The following is a 12,361-nucleotide window of genomic DNA, read 5'->3' as shown; positions in this document are numbered from 1 at the left end:
TCATGCTCGATCCAGAAACCCTGACCGCCCTGCTCGACACGGTCGCTCGCTTTGTGGCCGAGCGCCTGCGTCCGATCGAAGGCAAGGTGGCCGAGGACGACCTGGTGCCCGAGGAGGTCATCGAGGACATGAAGGCCCTGGGCCTGTTTGGCCAATCGATCCCCGAGGAGTTCGGGGGCCTGGGGCTGAACATGGAGGAAGAGGTCCTGGTCGCCATCGAGATGGCCCGGGCCTCGCCGGCCTTCCGTTCGGCGTTCGGCACCAATATCGGCATCGGCAGCCAGGGGCTGGTGATGTTCGGCACCGAGGCGCAGAAGGCCAAGTGGCTGCCCGGCATCGCCACCGGGGAAATCATCACATCGTTCGCCCTGACCGAGCCGGAGGCGGGCTCCGACAGCGGCGCGGTCCAGACCCAGGCGATCCTCGACGGCGACGCCTATGTGCTCAACGGCGCCAAGCGGTTCATCACCAACGCCGGCAAGGCCCAGCTGTTCACCGTCATGGCCCGCACCGATCCCAAGGTGAAGGGCGGCGCGGGCGTCTCGGCCTTCCTGGTGCCGCGCGACCTGCCGGGCCTGGAGGTCTCCAAGCCCGAGAAGAAGATGGGCCAGCAGGGCGCCCACATCCATGACGTGACCTTCGACAATGTCCGCGTGCCCGTCGAGAACCGCCTGGGCGAGGAAGGCGAAGGCTTCAAGGTGGCGATGAAGGTCCTGGACCGGGGCCGCCTGCACATCTCGGCCGTCTGCGTGGGCGTGGCCGAACGCCTGATCACCGACAGCGTGGCCTATGCCCTGGAGCGCAAGCAATTTGGCCAGCCGATCGCCAATTTCCAACTGATCCAGGCCCTGATCGCCGACAGCAAGACCGAAGCCCTGGCGGCCCGCGCCCTAGTCATGGAGACCGCCAAGAAGCGCGACGCGGGTCAATCGATCACCCTGGAGGCGGCGGCGACCAAGCTGTTTGCTTCTGAGATGGTCGGCCGGGTCGCCGACCGGGCGGTGCAGATCTTCGGCGGCGCCGGCTATGTCGCCGACTACGGCATCGAGCGGCTGTACCGCGACGTGCGGATCTTCCGGATCTACGAGGGCACCAGCCAGATCCAGCAGCTGGTCATCGCTCGCGAAACCCTCAAGCGCGGCGGATAACCGATCATGCTCGACCAGCTCCTGGCTCAGGCGGGCGGCCTCAACGGCGCGTTCTCCGCCTTCCTTTCCGTCCTGATGATCGATCTGGTGCTGGCCGGCGACAACGCCGTGGCGGTGGGCCTGGCGGCCGGCGGCCTGCCGCCCAAGGAGCGCAAGAAGGTCATCCTCTACGGCCTGGGCGCGGCCGTGGTGCTGCGCATCGGCTTTGCCTTGATCACCACCTGGCTCCTGGGCGTGGTCGGCCTGCTGTTGGCCGGCGGCCTGCTGCTGCTTTGGGTGTGCTGGAAGATGTGGCGGGAGCTGCGCGAGCAGGCCACCCACGCCGAGGCCGACGCCCGGGCGATCATCGACGGCGACCCGGCCACCGAGCCCAGCGCCAAGCCGGCCAAGAGCTTCAAGCAGGCGTTCCTGCAGGTGCTGATCGCCGACGTGTCGATGTCGTTGGACAACGTCCTGGCCGTGGCCGGCGCGGCCCGCGAGCATCCGGGGATCCTGGTCTTTGGCCTTTTGCTGTCGATTGTCCTGATGGGCCTGGCGGCCAGCGCGATCGCCAACCTGCTGCACAAGCATCGCTGGATCGGCTTCATCGGCCTGGCGATCGTGCTCTACGTGGCCCTGCACATGGTCTGGGAAGGCCACCGGGCCGTCGTGATCGATCTGGGCAAGACGGCGGCCTACAACGCCGCGGCGCCGGATGTCCTGGACATCTCGCCGGCCGAGGCGGCCAAGCGTCCGCCCGCGCGCTAGGGCGCGGGCTCGGGCGCGGCCTTGGGGAGCGGCGTCAGGCCGTGGCGGCCCGGGCGGCGCGCGGCCGGCCGGCGGGGCTGTCCATGGCCTCGACCATGGTCTCGCGCGAGTGGCCGATATGCTCGCGCATCAGCTTCTCGGCCTTGGTCTCGTCGCCGGCCAGGATCGCCTCGATCAGGCGATCATGCTCGGCCATCGAGGTGCGGATATAGGTCGGGTCGATCAGGTTGTGATACCGCATCCGGTAGATCGGCAGGGTCAGCTGTCCGGCGATCTCGATGACCCGCGCATTGCCGGCCAGCTGGTAGATCAGCTGATGGAAAGCCTGGTTGTGGGCGACATAGCCCGGATCCTGGGCGGCGGCGGCCTTGGCCATGGCGTCGCGGCAAGCCTTCAGGCGCTTGGCGTTGTCGCCGTTCTTGATCTTGGCGGCGGCCAGGCGCGCGGCCAGGCCTTCGATCATCTCCCGGACCTGGAAGATGTCGCGAACCTCGTCGGCGCTGTACTGGCGCACGGTGGCGCCGCGATGCTGCTGGATGTCGATCAGGCCCTCGCCGGTCAGGCGGCGAATGGCCTCGCGGACGGGGCCGGCGCTGGCCCCGAACATCACCGTCAGATCGGCGACGATCAGGCGCTGCCCCGGGGCGAACTGGCCCTCGCGGATGGAGTCGCGCAGCGAATTGCTGACGAAGTCGACGACGCTTTCGGCGCGTTCAACCATGGGACGGGGCCGATCCTTCCAAGGAAACCGTTGTCTATCAAAATACTATCCAACGATTCTAGCACAATGGCCTAGGCGGCCCCAGCGCCCGCGCCGAGGGGCGCGGGACGGGTTCCGATTTCCCGGTTCTTGAAAGGCGATCAGGCGCGTTCCAGGCTCGCGAGCCGCGCGCGGGGCGCGGCCGATCGAGCCTAGCGGCGGGCCGTGTCGGCGAAGCGGTCGATGGCTCGCGACACCCGCGCGGGATCTTCCATCATGGTGAAATGGCCCAGCCCCGGCAGGATCAGGACGTCCAGTTGGGGCAGGTAGGAGCCCAGCAGGTCCAGCCAGGGACTGGTGGTGTCTTGCGGCGTCAGGGTGTGGCGCTTGCCGTCGGGGCCGTAGCTGGTGCTCTGGATCGCCAGCACCGGCAAGGTCTTGCCGATCGCCGCCAGCACCGGCTCGACCCGCTCGATGTCCCAGCGCGTCACCGCCGCCGACAGGGCCAGGACCTGGTCGGGCCGATTGGCGCGAACGGTGGCCAGGACCTTGGCTTTGACCGCCGGATCCACCCCCGGATAGAACATGGTCTCGAAATACCGGACCAGGCCCTCGATCAGATCGCCGGGCGGCGCGGCGCGCGGCGCCTCGGGCTGGGGCTTGACCGCGGCGGCCGAGCGTTCCGGCGCCGGACGCGACTTCAGGGCCTGGGAGCGGCTGCCGTCGACCAGGACCAGTCCGGCCAGCTCGCCCTGATCGTCGGCGGCCATCTGCAGGGCCACCCGCGCGCCCAGGCTGTGGCCGACCACGATGGTGCGGCCCAGGCCGAGGAGCTGGATGATGCGCGCGGCGTCCTTGGCCAGGCTTTCGACGGTGGAGGTCTCGCCGGCCTCGGCGGCCCGGCCATGCCCGCGATGATCGAGAGCGGCGACGGTGTAGTGGCCCTTGAGCGTCTCCAGCTGGGCGGCCCAGTCCTCGTGGTCGCAGAACGCCCCGTGCAGGAAGAGGATGGAGGGGCTTTGGCCCGGGGAACGGCTGCAGGCGACCTGGAGGCCTTCGATCAGCAGCTTCTGCATGGCATGTCTCCCGTTGCTGGGTTCAGGCTTGCGCCTTGTGTTCTTTTCGCGCCGCTTCCCAGACCTCCTTGGCCGCGCCGATGTTCAGCGCCGCGATCCCGACCCCGACCACGACGTCGGGCCAGATCGAAGGATGGGTCAGGGTGGCGAAGCCCGCGGCGATGATGGCGATATTGGCGAAGGCGTCGTTTCGGGCCGACAGGTAGGCGGCCTTGGTCAGGCTTTGACCGGAGGCTCGGAACCGGGCCAGCAGGGCGGCGCAGACGACATTGACCCCCAGCGCGCCCAGGCCCGTCAGGGTCAAGGCCCCGGCCTCGGGCGGCGTGGGCGAAACGACCTTGCCCCAGAGCCCCCAGAGAAAGGCGAGCGCGGGGACCAGCAACAGAGCCGCCAGGCCCATGCTCAGTCGTGCCCGCTCGACCGGCTTCCAGTTGACGGCCGCCAGGATCAGCAGGTTGACCGCCGCGTCCTCCAGGAAGTCGACGCTGTCGGCCAGGAGCGACACCGACCCGGCATGCAGGGCGACGGCGAACTCGACCCCGAAATAGGCCAGGTTCAGGCTGGCGACGGTCGCCACGACCAGGCGAAAATCGCGGCTGGCGATCATCGACGCCTCCCCTGGCCGGCCGTCCAGCGACATCAGCTCTTTGCGTACTGGCGGCGCAACTGGTCCCACTCGCTGGCCCCGAACCGTCGGAAGCTCTCGGCGATGGCCACGTCCGGCGCCTGGCCGCCGGTCGGCAGGCCCTGTTCCTTCAGCTTGTTGAGCGCCGCGTCGACGGCCGGCACGATGACGCGAAGCAGCACGCCAGGGCAGATGGCCAGCTTGTAGCCCATGCCGCGCGCGTCCTCGAGGGAGACGCGGGGGGTCTTGCCGCCCGGCACGACGTTGAGCAGGCAAGGACCCTTCACGCGGGCCGGAACGGCGGCCATTTCTTCCAGGCTCTGGGTGGCTTCGACGAACACCATGTCCGCGCCGGCGGCCAGGGCGGCGTTGGCCCGGTCGATGGCCTCGTCCAGGCCCGCCACGGCGCGCGCGTCGGTGCGGGCGATGATGTAGAAGTCCGGGTCGCGCTTGGCGGCCACGGCCGCGGCGATCTTGCCGATGAACTCGTCGGCCGGGATCACGGTCTTGCCGTCCAGGTGCCCGCAGCGCTTGGGCGAGACCTGGTCCTCGATATGGATGGCCGCCACGCCCTGGCGCTCGAAGTCGCGCACCGTGCGCGTGACGTTGAGCTCGTTGCCATAGCCGGTGTCGGCGTCGGCGATCAGCGGGATCTTTGTGGCCGCGGCCATGAAGCCGGCGTTGTCGGCCATCTCGCTGCCGGTCAGGATGCCGTAGTCGGGATAGCCGTGGGCGGCGGCGGTGCCCGCGCCGGTCATGTAGACCGCCTCGAATCCGGCCTGTTCGACCAGGCGGGCGGTCAGGCCGTCATAGGCCCCCGGGGCCACGACGATGGATTCACGCGCGAAGAGCTCGCGCAGGCGACGTGCGGGCGTGGTCATACGCCGACCTCCGAGGCTGAAAGGACATCGGCGCCGGGCTTGGGCGCCGAACGGGTCAGGCCCAGCAGCTGGCGATAGGCGCCGCTGGCCTGCAGGACCAGGATCGAACCGACGCTGGCGGCGATGATCAGGGTGGTGATCAGGGCCCAGCGCAGGCCATGGGCGCTGGGGAACAGATGGTCGCTGAGCGCCCCGGCCAGGAACGGACCCAGGGAATTGGCGATGATGCCGTTGGCCAGGGTGTGCAGTCCCGCCAGGCGGGCGCGGATCGGGGCGGGCACCAGCTCGGCCATGGCCGAGAAGCCGGCCACCGAGGGGACATAGCCCCAGAAGGAGGCCAGCGGCAGGAAGGCCAGCGACAGCCAGGGGGTGGGCATGGCCAGGCCGATGCTGGCGAACACCGCCATGCAGGCCGCGCCGATCACCGCCACGACCAAGGGCGCTTCGGCCACGCCCTTCTTGCGGAAGGCCTCGATGATGCGGCCCGAGACCAGGCAGCCGGCCAGGGTGAACAGGCCGCAGGTGCCCGCCGACAGGATGGCGGCCTTGGGGCCGGACCAGCCGTGGACCCGCTCGAAGAACATCACGTTCCAGCTCTGCAGGGTGTAGGCGCCCATCTGGATGGTCGAGATGCCGCAGAAGATGGCCACGGCCAGGCGGGGGTTGCGCTTGATGAAGGCCAGGCCGCCGGCCTTCTGGCCCTCGACGGCCGGCGGCGCCGCCTCGCGCTTGGGCTCGCGCATGACCACCAGGATCACCAGGGCCAGGACGAGCCCCGGGATCGCGGCCGCCACGAACAGGCCCTGCCAGGGGGCGAGCGCCCCGAAATACGGAAGGACCCAGGGCCCGTGCTTGGCCAGCTTCAACATCAGCACCCCGCCCAGGATGCTGGCCATCAAGCCGCCGACCACGCCGGCGCTGGTGTAGATGCCAAAGGCCCGGGGGCGGCGGTCCTGGGGCACGGTGTCGCCGACCAGGGAAACGGCCAGCGGGTGCAGCAGGGACTCGCCCACCCCGACCCCGGCGCGGGCGGCGAACATCGCCACGAAACCCGAGCCGAAAGCGGTGAAGAAGGTCGCCAGACTCCAGGCGGCCACGGCGCTGGCCATCACCAGGCGGCGTTTGACGCGGTCGACGATGAACCCGCCCAGCGGGCTGAAGATGGCGTAGCTGGCGCCGAAGGCCAGGCCCGACAGCAGGCCCAGCTGGCTGTCGCTCAGATGCAGCACCGCCTTGATCGGCTTCAAGGCCATGCCGAAGATCACGCGGTCGGCGTTGCTCAGCAGGTAGCCGCAAAACAGCAGCGCCAGGATGATCTTGGCTTCGCGGCTGTAGCCTGGGCTCTGGCTCTTGGCCATGCGCCTCTCCCCAAATGTTGGCGGCAAGGGCCGCTCAGCAGCCATACCACCATGGTTTCTTGATACAAGATTATATTAGAATATCGTCGGCAAATTGGTCAGGACCGGTCCTGGGCGCGGCTGGCCACCACCTCCGCCAGGGCCTCGGCCGAGGTGCGGATGTGGGCGCGCATGGCCTGCTCCGCCGCGTCCGGGTCGCCCGCCAGGATGGCCGAGGCGATGGCCTCGTGCTCGACCGCCGACTGGGCCGCGTGGTCGGGGTTCATCAGGTGGTGGAAACGGAACTGGTACATCGGCAAGGTCAGGTGCCGCGCGATCTCCAAGGCCCGGTGGTTGCCGGCCAGGTCGTAGATCATCGCGTGGAAATCCTGGTTGTGGTCGATGAACGCCAGCTCCCGGCGCTCGACGATGCCGCGCATGGCGTCGAGCGAGGCCTGGACCCGGGCCTTGTGGCGAGGCTCGCGGGCCACGGCCTCGGCGGCCAGGCGCGCGGCCAGGCCCTCGATCATCTCGCGAACCTCGAAGATCTCGCGGATGTCGACGGCGGTGAAAGTGCGCACGGCCGCGCCGCGATGGGGCACGACCTCGATCAGGCCCTCGCCGGTCAGGCGGCTGATGGCCTCGCGCACCGGGCCGGCGCTGATGTTGAGCATGCGCGTGATGTCGGACACCACCAGGCGCTGGCCCGGCGCGAAACCGCCGTCGCGTATGGCTTTGCGGATCGACTCGGCCGCTTGGTCGACCACGGTGTCGGCGCTCATCGTCCTCCTTCGAAGGACGGCCGCCGCGGCGGCCGCTCTTCTTATCGTTCTTATCGTTCGAAGATCCCGACCAGGACGCCGTGAGCCAGGATGGACTCGGCGATCCGGTCGAGCAGGTCGGGCAGTTTCTCGTCAGGGGTCAGGCCCGGCGGGCGCGAAAGCGCCAGGACCTGGAAGAAGTAGCGGTGCGGTCCGTGGCCCGGCAGGGCGCGAGGGCCGTGATAGCCGCTCTCCCCGCCCGTGCTCTTGCCGAACGTCCAGGCCGGGGACGCCAGGGCGCCTTCGGCCACGCCCGACAGGGACGGCTCGGCGCTGCCGGCCACGAAGTGGATCCAGGGCTTGTCGACCGGGGCGTCGGGATCCTGCAGCACGATCAGCCAGCCTTGGGTCCCCTGCGGCGCGGCCGACCAGACCAGCGGCGGCGAGATGTTGTCGCCGACGCCGGGCCCGCAGGCCTTCAGGGGAATGGTCTTGCCGTCCTCGAACCACGGGCTGGTCACCGTCAGGCCGGCGGGCCGGCCCTTCAGCGCATAGTGGTTGATCACCAACCAGGACTCGTCGGCGTGGATGCCGCGCAGGGCCACGCCGGGGGGCGTCTCGCTCATGACTCGAACGGGCTCCTCACCGCGGGGGCCAGCAGGGCCAGCAGCGGCGCCACCGAGCCGGCCGACTCCAGGCCCAGCACCGTCTCGATCACCTGGTCGCGGCGCGCGTCGTCGATGACGCCGTCCACCAGGGTCGAGAACTTGGCGATCACGCCCTCGCGGTCGAGGGGCTTGGCGTAGGTGCGCGGGATTTCGATCATCACCACTTCCTCGCTGCCGTCCTTGAAGGTGGCGGTCAGGCGAGCCGAGCCGCGACGGGTGGGGACGTTGTCGAAGTCCTCGTCGTGAACGGCGCGGATCTTGGGGATCAGGGCCCAGACGTCGTCGCGATTGATGCGGTCGGGCGAGAACTGTTTGGCCAGGGCCGCGCCGTCGAGAATGGCGGCGGCCACGGCGTAGCCGACGTTCATCTGGGCGCCGATCGGGGTGACGGGACGCTCCAGCTCCCACCAGCCGTGGTGATAGGCCGCGTGCGACATGTCGATCTGGATCTTCTCGATGTCGGCCGGATCGACCTTGCGGCGCTTGAGCAGCTCGAAGGTGGCGTCCAGCGGCCCGTGCAGGGCCCCCATGGCCGCGTAGGGCTTGAGCGCGATGCGCTTGGTTTCCCACTGCTCGCCCAGCTTGACGGAGATCTTGCTGGCGTCGGGATCATGGCCTTCGCCGAACACCGACAGGAAGCCGCCGTACTCGCGCTCGAACACCCGCTTGATGCCGGTGTAGCCGGCGCTGGCCAGCATGGCCGCGTAGAAGCCGTTACGCGAGGCGAAGCCGTGGTGCATGCGCTTGGACATGGCCTCGTACTGGGCCGCCATCAGGCCGCACGACTGCGTGCCGGCCAGGCCCAGGGCGTCCTCGAAGGTGGCCGGGTCAAAGCCCAGCACCTTGCCGACCGAGGCGGCCGCGGCGTGGGTGCCGAACACCGAGCCGGAGTGCCAGCCGCGCGACAGCATCTGCGAGCCGTGCAGGGCCATGCCGACCCGCGGGCCGACCTCGAAACCGGCGATCGCGCCCAGCAGGAAGTCCGCGCCGCTGACGTCCTGGCGCGAGGCCTGGGCGAACAGGGCCGGCAGGATGATCGAGGCGCTGTGCAGCGGCGCGGCCGGATGGAAGTCGTCCAGTTCGAAGCCCTGGATGAAGGTGCCGTTGAGCAGGGCCGCGGCCGGGGCCGAGGTCGTCTTGCCCCAGCCGATGATCGGCGCGTCGCCCGCGCCCTCGAAGGCCAGAACCGCGTCGACGGCGGTGCGCGACCAGGGCAGTTGGGCCCCGATCAGGGCGCAGCCCAGGCCGTCGAGGATCACTTCCTTGGCGCGCTCGCGGATCTCTTGCGGAGCCTGGTCCAGGGTCAGGCCCGAGAGCCAGGTGGCCAGGGTCCCGGTCGGGCCGCTCGGATCGGTGGCCGCCTTGATTTCGTCGCTCATCCTTGCGCTCCCACGCTGGTGTCGGCCGAGACTTGTTCCCAAACCCAGGGACGTTCGGCCTTGTCCTTGGCCTGCCAGGCGGTGATCAGCGGATCATCGCGCAGGGTCAGGCCGATGTCGTCCAGACCCGCCAGCAGCGCCTCGCGCCGGAAGGGGTCGATGTCGAATTTCTCCACGCGGCCGCCCGGGGCCCGGATCTCGCAGGTGGTCAGGTCGACCTCGAACGGCTCGTCGCTGGCCTCCGACAGGTCCATCAGGGCCGAGACGGTGTCGCCGGGCAGGCGCACCGGCAGCATGCCGTTCTGGAAGCAGTTGGCGTAGAAGATGTCGCCGAAGCTGTCGGCGATCACGCAGCGTACGCCCATGGCCGCCATGGCGTTGACGGCGGCTTCGCGCGAGGAGCCGCAGCCGAAATTGTGGCCGGCCAGCAGGATCGGCGCGCCGCGCCACTTGGGTTGGTTAACCGGGGTGTCGGGGTTTTCCGAGCCGTCGGGCAGGTAGCGCAGGGCCTCGAAGGCCCAGTGCCCCAGGGCGCCGATGTCGCCCGAGGTCAGGCGCTCGATGCGGATGATCACATCGGTGTCGATATTGGCCAGACGCAGCGGCGTGGCCGCGCCGCTCACGCGCGTGAAGGGGGTGGGCATCAGAGCGTCCTCACGTCGGTGATCACCCCGCGCACCGCGGCGGCCGCCGCCGAGGCGGGGCTGGCCAGGTGGGTGCGGGCGCGCGGCCCTTGGCGGCCGACGAAATTGCGGTTGGAGGTGGAGACGCAGCGCGCCTTGGGCGGCACCTGCTCGCCGTTGGCGGCCACGCACATGCTGCAGCCGGGTTCGCGCCATTCGAAGCCGGCCTCAAGGAACAGCTTGTCCAGACCCTCGGCTTCGGCCGCCCGCTTGACGGCCACCGAGCCTGGCACCACCCAGGCGGTCACGCCCTCGGCGACATGGTGGCCGGTGACCACGGCCGCCGCGTCGCGCAGGTCGCTGAGCCGCGAATTGGTGCACGAGCCGATGAACACCCAGTCCACCTTGGTGCCGAGCAGAGGCTTGCCCGCTTCCAGGCCCATATAGTCCAGAGCGGCTTTCAGGGTTTCCTGATTGTCGGCCTCGCCTTCGGCCGGATCGGGAATGACGCCGTCGACGGCGATGCCGTGCTCGGGGCTGGTGCCCCAGGTGATGGTGGGGGCGATGTCGGCCGCGTCGATGGCGACGTCCTTGTCGAACACCGCGCCCGGATCGGTGGCCAGGGCGCGCCATTGCTCGACCGCGGCGTCGAACGTCGCGCCCTGCGGGGCGTAGCGTCGGCCGCGCAGGTAGTCGAAGACCTTCTCGTCGGCCACGACCATGCCCGAGCGCGCGCCCAGCTCGACCGACAGATTGCAGAGGGTCAGGCGTCCCTCGACCGACATCGCCTCGATGGCCGAGCCGGCATATTCGATCGAGTGGCCAACGCCCGCGTCGGCCCCGAGGGTACGGATCAGGTGCAGCGCCACGTCCTTGGGCGTGACGCCCTTGCCCAGAGCGCCGTCGACGCGGATGCGCATGGTCTTGGGCCGGCGCATGCGCAGGGTCGAGGTCGCCAGGGCATGGGAGCTTTCGGAGGTCCCGACCCCGAAGGCCAGGGCCCCGACGCCGCCGTTGGTGCAGGTGTGGCTGTCGCCGCAGATCAGGGTCGTTCCCGGCAGGGCGATCCCCAACTCCGGGGACATGACGTGGACGATGCCCTGACCTTCCTGACCCAGGTCGAAGAAGCGCAGGCCCTCGGCCTTGGTCAGGTCGCGCAGCGACTTCCACAGGCGCTCGCCCAGCGGGAAGGTCGCCGCCGTGCGGCCCGGCGCGCTGGACACCACGTGGTCGGGGGTGGCGAAGATCAGCTGCGAGTCATGGATCGGCAGCTTGCGCTTGCGCACCTCGGCCAAGGCCGGCGGTCCGGAGAGGTCGTGCAGGACGTGGCGGTCGATGTGCAGCAGCGACCAGCCGTCGCCGAAGTCGCGGATGACGTGGGCGTCCCAGATCTTGTCGAGGCTCGTGCGCGGGCTCATCGTGCGACCTCGTCGTAGGTGCGGCGCAGGGCGTCCCATTCGTTGGCGCCAAAGCGCTTGAAGGCGGTCATCACCCCGGCGTTCAGCGGGGTGGCCTGCGGCTTGCCGGTCTCCAGCAGCGAGGTCAGGGTCTGATCGATGACCGGAATGATGGCGCGCAGCAGCACGCCCGGCAGGATGGCCAGCTTGTAGCCCAGGGCCTGGGCCTCCGGCAGGCTGATCTCGGGGGTCTTGCCGCCCGGGACGATGTTGAGCAGGCACGGCGCCTTGATCAGCTTGGGCACCGCGGCCAGCTCCTCGGCCGTCTGCACCGCCTCGAGGAAGATCATGTCGGCGCCGGCCTCGACGGCCGCCTGCGAGCGGGCCACCGCCTCGTCGAACCCGATGGTGGCGCGCGCGTCGGTGCGGGCGATGACGACGAAGTCGGGGTTCTTCTTGGCGGCGACGGCGGCGCGAATCTTGGAGACGAACTCGTCCTTGGAGATCACCTCCTTGCCGTCCAGGTGCCCGCAGCGCTTGGGCGAGACCTGGTCTTCAATATGGATGGCGGCCACCCCGGCGGCCTCGAAGTCGCGCACGGTGCGGGTGACGTTGAGCTCATTGCCGTAGCCGGTGTCGGCGTCGGCGATCAGCGGAATGTTCAGCGTGCGGGCCATGACCGCGGCGTTCTCGACCATCTCGGTGGCCGTCAGCAGCCCGTAGTCCGGAAAGCCTCGCGCGGCGGCGGTGCCCGCGCCCGTCATATAGGCGGCCTTGAAACCGGCCTGTTCGACCAAACGCGCGGTGAGCCCGTCATAGGCCCCCGGCGCCACCGCCATGTCCTCCCCGGACCACAGCGACCGCAGCGCAGCTCCACTCATTTTCTTATTCTTGCCTAGTTTGTTATGACAGGATTCTCCTACAATATGCTTATAGGGTTTGCAATCGGCGACGTTGGTCAACACCGCGCCGGCGCCGGCCAAGGTCGAGCGCGGCTAAGCGCGCCAAAGGGGAAACGT

The 12,361-nt window shown here is 69.4% G+C and carries 12 protein-coding genes, 1 tRNA gene and 1 pseudogene; 3 read left to right on the top strand and 11 right to left on the bottom strand.

From position 1 onward, the window contains the following. Positions 1 to 2 precede the first annotated feature (2 nt). The 3 genes and pseudogenes from AC07NI_RS25085 (at position 3) to AC07NI_RS25075 (ending at position 1,875) form a co-directional block, all read left to right on the top strand. Positions 3 to 1,148, top strand: coding sequence for an acyl-CoA dehydrogenase family protein (locus AC07NI_RS25085; RefSeq protein WP_494624239.1), 1,146 nt, complete (start codon positions 3 to 5; stop codon positions 1,146 to 1,148). Between the two features lie 6 nt (positions 1,149 to 1,154). Beyond that, positions 1,155 to 1,727, top strand: a pseudogene (locus AC07NI_RS25080) (YjbE family putative metal transport protein); the annotation flags it as partial. A 62-nt stretch (positions 1,728 to 1,789) separates the two neighbouring features. Continuing rightward, positions 1,790 to 1,875: transfer RNA gene (locus AC07NI_RS25075), tRNA-Cys, on the top strand. A 54-nt stretch (positions 1,876 to 1,929) separates the two neighbouring features. Here the strand turns inward: AC07NI_RS25075 and AC07NI_RS25070 are convergent. The 11 genes from AC07NI_RS25070 to AC07NI_RS25020 all read right to left on the bottom strand — a co-directional run bounded on the left by AC07NI_RS25070 (position 1,930) and on the right by AC07NI_RS25020 (position 12,223). Then, positions 1,930 to 2,616, bottom strand: a complete 687-nt coding sequence (locus tag AC07NI_RS25070; RefSeq protein WP_494624238.1) for a GntR family transcriptional regulator — start codon at positions 2,614 to 2,616, stop codon at positions 1,930 to 1,932. A 191-nt stretch (positions 2,617 to 2,807) separates the two neighbouring features. Then, positions 2,808 to 3,671: an alpha/beta fold hydrolase gene (locus tag AC07NI_RS25065; protein WP_494624237.1), complete on the bottom strand. Its 864-nt coding sequence runs from the start codon at positions 3,669 to 3,671 to the stop codon at positions 2,808 to 2,810. A gap of 22 nt (positions 3,672 to 3,693) precedes the next feature. Beyond that, positions 3,694 to 4,278, bottom strand: a complete 585-nt coding sequence (locus AC07NI_RS25060) for a cation efflux transmembrane domain-containing protein (protein WP_494624236.1) — start codon at positions 4,276 to 4,278, stop codon at positions 3,694 to 3,696. Between the two features lie 32 nt (positions 4,279 to 4,310). Further along, entirely contained in the window at positions 4,311 to 5,177 is an 867-nt protein-coding gene (locus AC07NI_RS25055) for an isocitrate lyase/PEP mutase family protein (RefSeq protein WP_494624235.1), read from the bottom strand. After that, positions 5,174 to 6,535, bottom strand: a complete 1,362-nt coding sequence (locus AC07NI_RS25050) for an MFS transporter (RefSeq protein ID WP_494624234.1) — start codon at positions 6,533 to 6,535, stop codon at positions 5,174 to 5,176. The genes AC07NI_RS25055 and AC07NI_RS25050 overlap by 4 nt, the downstream gene beginning before the upstream one ends. Before the next feature lie 98 nt (positions 6,536 to 6,633). Next, positions 6,634 to 7,296, bottom strand: coding sequence for a GntR family transcriptional regulator (locus AC07NI_RS25045; protein WP_494624233.1), 663 nt, complete (start codon positions 7,294 to 7,296; stop codon positions 6,634 to 6,636). A gap of 50 nt (positions 7,297 to 7,346) precedes the next feature. Further along, positions 7,347 to 7,901: a YbhB/YbcL family Raf kinase inhibitor-like protein gene (locus tag AC07NI_RS25040; protein WP_494624232.1), complete on the bottom strand. Its 555-nt coding sequence runs from the start codon at positions 7,899 to 7,901 to the stop codon at positions 7,347 to 7,349. Then, the gene (locus tag AC07NI_RS25035; RefSeq protein WP_494624231.1) at positions 7,898 to 9,322 is read right to left on the bottom strand and encodes an MmgE/PrpD family protein; all 1,425 of its coding nucleotides are present in this window, start codon (positions 9,320 to 9,322) and stop codon (positions 7,898 to 7,900) included. The genes AC07NI_RS25040 and AC07NI_RS25035 overlap by 4 nt, the downstream gene beginning before the upstream one ends. After that, positions 9,319 to 9,966, bottom strand: a complete 648-nt coding sequence (gene leuD / locus AC07NI_RS25030) for a 3-isopropylmalate dehydratase small subunit (RefSeq protein WP_494624229.1) — start codon at positions 9,964 to 9,966, stop codon at positions 9,319 to 9,321. The genes AC07NI_RS25035 and leuD overlap by 4 nt, the downstream gene beginning before the upstream one ends. After that, the gene (gene leuC / locus AC07NI_RS25025; protein ID WP_494624227.1) at positions 9,966 to 11,363 is read right to left on the bottom strand and encodes a 3-isopropylmalate dehydratase large subunit; all 1,398 of its coding nucleotides are present in this window, start codon (positions 11,361 to 11,363) and stop codon (positions 9,966 to 9,968) included. The genes leuD and leuC overlap by 1 nt, the downstream gene beginning before the upstream one ends. Next, a complete protein-coding gene (locus AC07NI_RS25020) occupies positions 11,360 to 12,223 on the bottom strand; it encodes an isocitrate lyase/PEP mutase family protein (protein WP_494624225.1) in 864 nt (287 codons plus the stop codon). The genes leuC and AC07NI_RS25020 overlap by 4 nt, the downstream gene beginning before the upstream one ends. Positions 12,224 to 12,361: the final 138 nt, after the last annotated feature.

Source organism: Caulobacter sp. GW821-FHT10E02 (assembly GCF_059415225.1).
Note: the sequence above shows the minus strand (reverse complement) of the source record. Positions and strands in the feature narration are given on the sequence as shown.

What these genes read in the sequence shown, in the direction of transcription:
- AC07NI_RS25045 (WP_494624233.1), bottom strand. Translation starts at nt 7,296, where the DNA reads ATGAGCGCCGACACCGTGGTCGACCAAGCGGCCGAGTCGATCCGCAAA.
- AC07NI_RS25050 (WP_494624234.1), bottom strand. Translation starts at nt 6,535, where the DNA reads ATGGCCAAGAGCCAGAGCCCAGGCTACAGCCGCGAAGCCAAGATCATC.
- leuC (WP_494624227.1), bottom strand. Translation starts at nt 11,363, where the DNA reads ATGAGCCCGCGCACGAGCCTCGACAAGATCTGGGACGCCCACGTCATC.
- AC07NI_RS25060 (WP_494624236.1), bottom strand. Translation starts at nt 4,278, where the DNA reads ATGATCGCCAGCCGCGATTTTCGCCTGGTCGTGGCGACCGTCGCCAGC.
- leuD (WP_494624229.1), bottom strand. Translation starts at nt 9,966, where the DNA reads ATGCCCACCCCCTTCACGCGCGTGAGCGGCGCGGCCACGCCGCTGCGT.
- AC07NI_RS25065 (WP_494624237.1), bottom strand. Translation starts at nt 3,671, where the DNA reads ATGCAGAAGCTGCTGATCGAAGGCCTCCAGGTCGCCTGCAGCCGTTCC.
- AC07NI_RS25055 (WP_494624235.1), bottom strand. Translation starts at nt 5,177, where the DNA reads ATGACCACGCCCGCACGTCGCCTGCGCGAGCTCTTCGCGCGTGAATCC.
- AC07NI_RS25035 (WP_494624231.1), bottom strand. Translation starts at nt 9,322, where the DNA reads ATGAGCGACGAAATCAAGGCGGCCACCGATCCGAGCGGCCCGACCGGG.
- AC07NI_RS25040 (WP_494624232.1), bottom strand. Translation starts at nt 7,901, where the DNA reads ATGAGCGAGACGCCCCCCGGCGTGGCCCTGCGCGGCATCCACGCCGAC.
- AC07NI_RS25085 (WP_494624239.1), top strand. Translation starts at nt 3, where the DNA reads ATGCTCGATCCAGAAACCCTGACCGCCCTGCTCGACACGGTCGCTCGC.
- AC07NI_RS25020 (WP_494624225.1), bottom strand. Translation starts at nt 12,223, where the DNA reads ATGAGTGGAGCTGCGCTGCGGTCGCTGTGGTCCGGGGAGGACATGGCG.
- AC07NI_RS25070 (WP_494624238.1), bottom strand. Translation starts at nt 2,616, where the DNA reads ATGGTTGAACGCGCCGAAAGCGTCGTCGACTTCGTCAGCAATTCGCTG.